Source organism: Methylobacterium sp. CCH5-D2 (assembly GCF_001556475.1).
Taxonomy (GTDB): Bacteria; Pseudomonadota; Alphaproteobacteria; order Rhizobiales; family Beijerinckiaceae; genus Methylobacterium; species Methylobacterium hispanicum.
The window spans coordinates 1-4,389 of sequence record NZ_LSIX01000512.1 but is presented as its reverse complement, the minus strand read 5'-3'; the positions used below and the strand labels follow the sequence as shown (position 1 = coordinate 4,389).

Below are 4,389 nucleotides of genomic sequence, written 5' to 3'. Positions count from 1 at the left end.
ATCTTCACGGGCGCGGGCGCTTGAGCGGCCGCGGGCGACGGGGCGACCGCCGCCGCGAGGGAGAGCGCCGGAAGGACGAGCGCGAGGCGGTGCGCGACACGGAACGCGGTGGTGGACATCGATCCTCTCCGGACGCCGGCTCGCCGCATCACGTCGTCGCCTCAGCGTCTTAGGTCGAGCAGGCTGTTGGAGGCCGGGGCTCCGAAGGTCCGCCGGAAATCATGGGCGAAATGCGCTTGGTCGGCAAAGCCCGCCGCGTGCGCCGCCGCCGTGAAGTTCGCGCCCGCGACCACGGCCTCGATCGCCCGGCGCATCCGGGCCCAGGCCCGGTAGCGCCGGAAGGGCACGCCGACCTCCCGCGTGAACAGGTGTTGCAGGCGCGAATCCGAGAGGCCGACCGCGCGGGCGAGCTGCGCGGCCGACCGGCCCGGATCGGGGCGCAGGGTCAGGCTCGCGACGACGCGCAAGATGCGGGCATCGCGGGGCCTCGCGCCGCGCCGCCCGGAGAAGGCGGTGAGATCGCTGAGCGCGTCCCCGGCCCAGCGGGCGGCGTCCCGCGCTTCCCACAGGGCGCGCAGCGGAGCGACCTCCCCGGCCGTGCCCAGGAGGGCGCCGCCGGATTCCGTCGTTCCGCGGAGCAACGGGACGAGCGCCTCCGGGCCGGTCGCGCCGGGCTCGAGGTAGAGGACGCCCAGCGGCGCGCCGTCCACGTCGAGTTCGTGCAGGAGACCCGCCGGAACGAGGGCCGTCCGGCAACGGATCCAGTCCTGGCCCTGCACCCGGATGCGGAAGGGGCCGTAGAGCCCGGCGAGATAGACGGGCGCGCCGTGCTGGTGCGCCGCGTTGTAGCGCAGCGGCCCGGCGAAGAAGGTGTGGGCACCCGCCACATGCCAGAACGGGCCGAGTGCCGCCCCGGGGGGCGCAGCAGGTTCGTACAAGCGCACGCCTCCCGATTCCGCTCTCATCGCCCGGAGCGGTGCGGCCCGATCCTAGCCGGTCGCGCGGCGGGAGGATATCGGACGATGACGGACCTGACCCGGCGGCACCTCGCGGCGGCCGCGCCCCTCGCGCTTCTGGGCGCTTCGACCCGCGCCATCGCGGAGACGCCTCCGCTCGGGCTCGAATCTGCGGCGCACTACCGGTTCGCCCTCGGCGGCTTCACGGTGACGATGCTCCTCGACGCGGCCGGCCTGATCGACGGGCCCTGGCCGATCGTCGGGGAGGATCGCCCGCGCGCCGAGGTCGAAGAACTCATGCGCGAGAACCGCCTGCCGCCGAACCGCTTCCAGCCGGGCTTCACGCCCGTCCTCGTCGAGACGGGGCGAGAGCGCGTACTGTTCGACACCGGCAACGGCGCGGTCGGCTTCGTGCCGCGACCCGCGGGCGGGCGGCTCGCGGCACGGCTGCGCGCCGTCGGCATCGAGCCGGATGCGATCACCCACGTGGTCCTGACGCATTGCCACACCGACCATATCGGCGGCCTGATGGAGGCGGGGCAAGCCGCCTTCCCCCGAGCCTCCCTGGTCGTCGGCGGGGCGGAGTTCGACTTCTGGCGGGCGCCGGAGCGGCTCGGGGGCCCACCGGAGGACAATGCCTACCGCTCGGCGCAGGTCTTCCGCAGCCACCTCCTGCCGCACGTGGAGCGCGCCCGCCTCGTCGCGGACGGCGCCGAGATCGTGCCGGGCATCCGCGCTCTGGCGGCGCCGGGCCACACGCCCGGCCACCTCGCCTACCATGTCGAGAGCGGGGGCAAGCGCCTGCTGGTCTGGGGCGATTGCGCCCACCACGAGGTGGTCTCGCTCGCCCGGCCCGGCTGGCACGCCCTGTTCGACATGGACAAGGCCGAGGGCGCTCGGACGCGGGAGCGGATCTACGACATGGCCGCCCGCGAGGCGCTGCTGGTGGCGGGCTACCACACCAGCTTCCCCTCGCTCGGCTACGTGGTCCGCGCAGGGACGGGCTACCGCTGGATCCCGGTGAGCTACCAGCTGCTCTGAACGGCTTATCCGCTACTCCGCCGCGACCAGCGTCTCGCGCCGCACCCGCTCGAGCGCCGCGGGCTTCGGGCCGCCGGTCGCCCAGTCGAGCAGCTCGACCGTGTGGACGATCGGGATGTCGGTGCCCTTTCCGATCTGGGTGGCGCAGCCGATGTTGCCGGTGGCGATGAGGTCGGGGCGGGTGCGCTCGATGTTGGCGACCTTGCGGTCGCGCAGCTTGGCCGCGATCTCGGGCTGCAGGATGTTGTAGGTGCCCGCCGACCCGCAGCAGATGTGGCCCTCGGGCACGTCCTTCACGGTGAAGCCCGCCCGCTTCAGGAGCGCCTTCGGCTCGGTGCGGATGCCCTGGCCGTGCTGCATCGAGCAGGCCGAGTGGTAGGCCACCACGAGGTCGGTCTCGACCACCGGCTCCATCAGGCCCAAGGCCGCCACGTACTCGGTGACGTCCTTGGCGAGGCCCGAGATCCGGGCCGCCTTCTCGGCGTAGGCCGGGTCGTCCCGGAACATGAAGCCGTAATCCTTGATCGTGGTGCCGCAGCCGGACGCCGTGACCAGGATCGCGTCGAGGCCGCCGCGCTCGATCTCGGCGGTCCAGGCGTCGATCGTCTGCTTCGCCTGGGCGTGCGAGGCGTGGTCCTTGCCCATGTGGTGGGTCAACGCCCCGCAGCAGCCCTCGGTGGCGTGCACCACCTCGACGCCGTGGCGGTTGAGCAGGCGGATCGCCGCCTCGTTGAAGTCCGGGCGCAGCACGCTCTGGGCGCAGCCGCGCAGCATCGCCACCCGGCGACGGGGCGCGCCCGTGCTCGGGGCCGGGAAGCTGCCGACGCGGTTGGTCGGGTTGGCGCGCGGCAGCGCGGCGGGGGCGAGGTCGAGCATCGCGGCGAGCCGGTTGCCGACGCGGGGCAGGCGCGCCACGAGGCCGCGGAAGGGCTGGCCGAGCCGGGCCGCGGTCAGCGCCAGCCGGAATCGTCCCCGGTGCGGCAGCACGAAGGCCAGCAGCGCCCGCATCAGGCGGTCGTCGCTCGGGCGCCGGTAGGTCTTCTCGATATGCGAGCGGGCATGATCGACGAGGTGCATGTAGTGCACCCCCGATGGGCAGGTCGTCATGCAGGAGAGGCAGGAGAGGCAGCGGTCGACGTGCTTGACCACCTCGGCCGAGGCCGCCTTGCCGCCCTCCAGCATGTCCTTGATCAGGTAGATCCGCCCGCGCGGGGAATCGAGCTCGTCGCCCAGGAGCAGGTAGGTCGGGCAGGTCGCGGTGCAGAAGCCGCAATGCACGCAGGTGCGCAGGATCTTTTCCGAGGCCGCCATCGCCGGGTCGGCCAGCTGGGCGGGATTGAAACTGGTTTGCACGGTCCTGTTCCTCAGCCTCGCCCGTCAGGGGCGGCCAAATCCTTCAGACGCCCGGATACATCCGGCCCGGGTTGAACATTCCGGCCGGGTCGTGGGCGGCCTTGATCCCCTGTGTCACGCGCATCAGGGGCTCGGCGAGCGGCTCGAACACCGGCACGGCGGCGCGCACCGCGTCGGGCGCCCGCACCAGCGTGGCGTGACCGCCCTGCGCCTGGACCGCCGCGCGGATCGCGGCGGCGCCGGCATCGCCCTCGACGGAGGTCTCCAGCCAGACGAGCCCGCCGCCCCAGTCGTAGTACCAGCGGGCCGGCAGCGTCCGGGCGATCTGGGCGGTGAGCGCCGGCCCGCGGGTGGGCGCGGTGGAGAGGCGCCAGACGGCCGCGCCCGTGCCCGCGAAGGGGGCGACGTCGCGGATCCGGGCCCAGAGGTCGGCGGCCTCCACCACCTCCGGCGCGCCGAAGCGCTTCAGGAGGCGGCGCAATTCGCCGAGCCGGTAATCGATCGCGTCCGAGAAGCCTTCGAGGCGCATCAGCGTGCGGGCCTGCCCGCCCTCGATCCCGGCCGGCAGGTGGGCGGCGCCGGTCAGCTCGAAGGGCGAGCCGAGGGCTGCGGCCAGCGCCTCGACCGCGCGGGCGTCGTCGAGGCCGGGGAAGACCAGCGTCGCGACGCGCTCGGGGACCGGCAGTACCTTGAAGGTGACCTCGGTGAGGAGGCCGAGCGTGCCGTAGGAGCCCGCCATCAGCTTCACGAGGTCGAGGCCGGTGACGTTCTTCATCACCCGCCCGCCGGACTTGATCGCCTCGCCGCGCCCGTTGACGAAGCGCACGCCGATCAGGCTGTCGCGCGCCGCGCCCGCGTTGATGCGGCGGGGCCCGGAATTGTTGATCGCCGCCACCGCCCCGAAGCTCGGCTTGCCGGTCGAGCCCAGCAGCGCCCGGTGGTCCATCGGCTCGAAGGGCAGCATCTGGTTGCGGGCGGCCAGCAGCGCCTGCACCTCGGCGAGCGGCGTGCCGGCGCGGGCCGCCACCACCATCTCGGC

The 4,389-nt window shown here is 73.5% G+C and carries 4 protein-coding genes; 1 reads left to right on the top strand and 3 read right to left on the bottom strand.

Translation table 11 applies throughout. The features are described from left to right. Positions 1 to 161: 161 nt before the first annotated feature. Positions 162 to 965: an AraC family transcriptional regulator gene (locus AX737_RS13150; RefSeq protein ID WP_066921991.1), complete on the bottom strand. Its 804-nt coding sequence runs from the start codon at positions 963 to 965 to the stop codon at positions 162 to 164. Positions 966 to 1,169: 204 nt separating this feature from the next. Here AX737_RS13150 and AX737_RS13145 point away from each other — a divergent pair, with 204 nt between their 5' ends. Continuing rightward, positions 1,170 to 1,997 carry an MBL fold metallo-hydrolase gene (locus AX737_RS13145; RefSeq protein ID WP_238229355.1) on the top strand — a complete coding sequence of 276 codons (828 nt, stop codon included), beginning with the start codon at positions 1,170 to 1,172 and terminating at the stop codon, positions 1,995 to 1,997. 12 nt (positions 1,998 to 2,009) lie between these two features. Here AX737_RS13145 and glcF read toward each other — a convergent pair whose 3' ends face one another. After that, on the bottom strand, positions 2,010 to 3,350 hold the full coding sequence (gene glcF / locus AX737_RS13140) for a glycolate oxidase subunit GlcF (RefSeq protein WP_066921988.1): 1,341 nt from the start codon (positions 3,348 to 3,350) through the stop codon (positions 2,010 to 2,012). A 43-nt stretch (positions 3,351 to 3,393) separates the two neighbouring features. Then, on the bottom strand, positions 3,394 to 4,389 hold a 996-nt coding region (locus AX737_RS13135; protein WP_066921987.1), incomplete at its 5' end, for an FAD-binding protein.

Excerpts from the sequence above, each read along its gene's own strand:
- AX737_RS13150 (WP_066921991.1), bottom strand. The coding sequence starts at position 965 with ATGAGAGCGGAATCGGGAGGCGTGCGCTTGTACGAACCTGCTGCGCCC.
- AX737_RS13145 (WP_238229355.1), top strand. The coding sequence starts at position 1,170 with ATGCTCCTCGACGCGGCCGGCCTGATCGACGGGCCCTGGCCGATCGTC.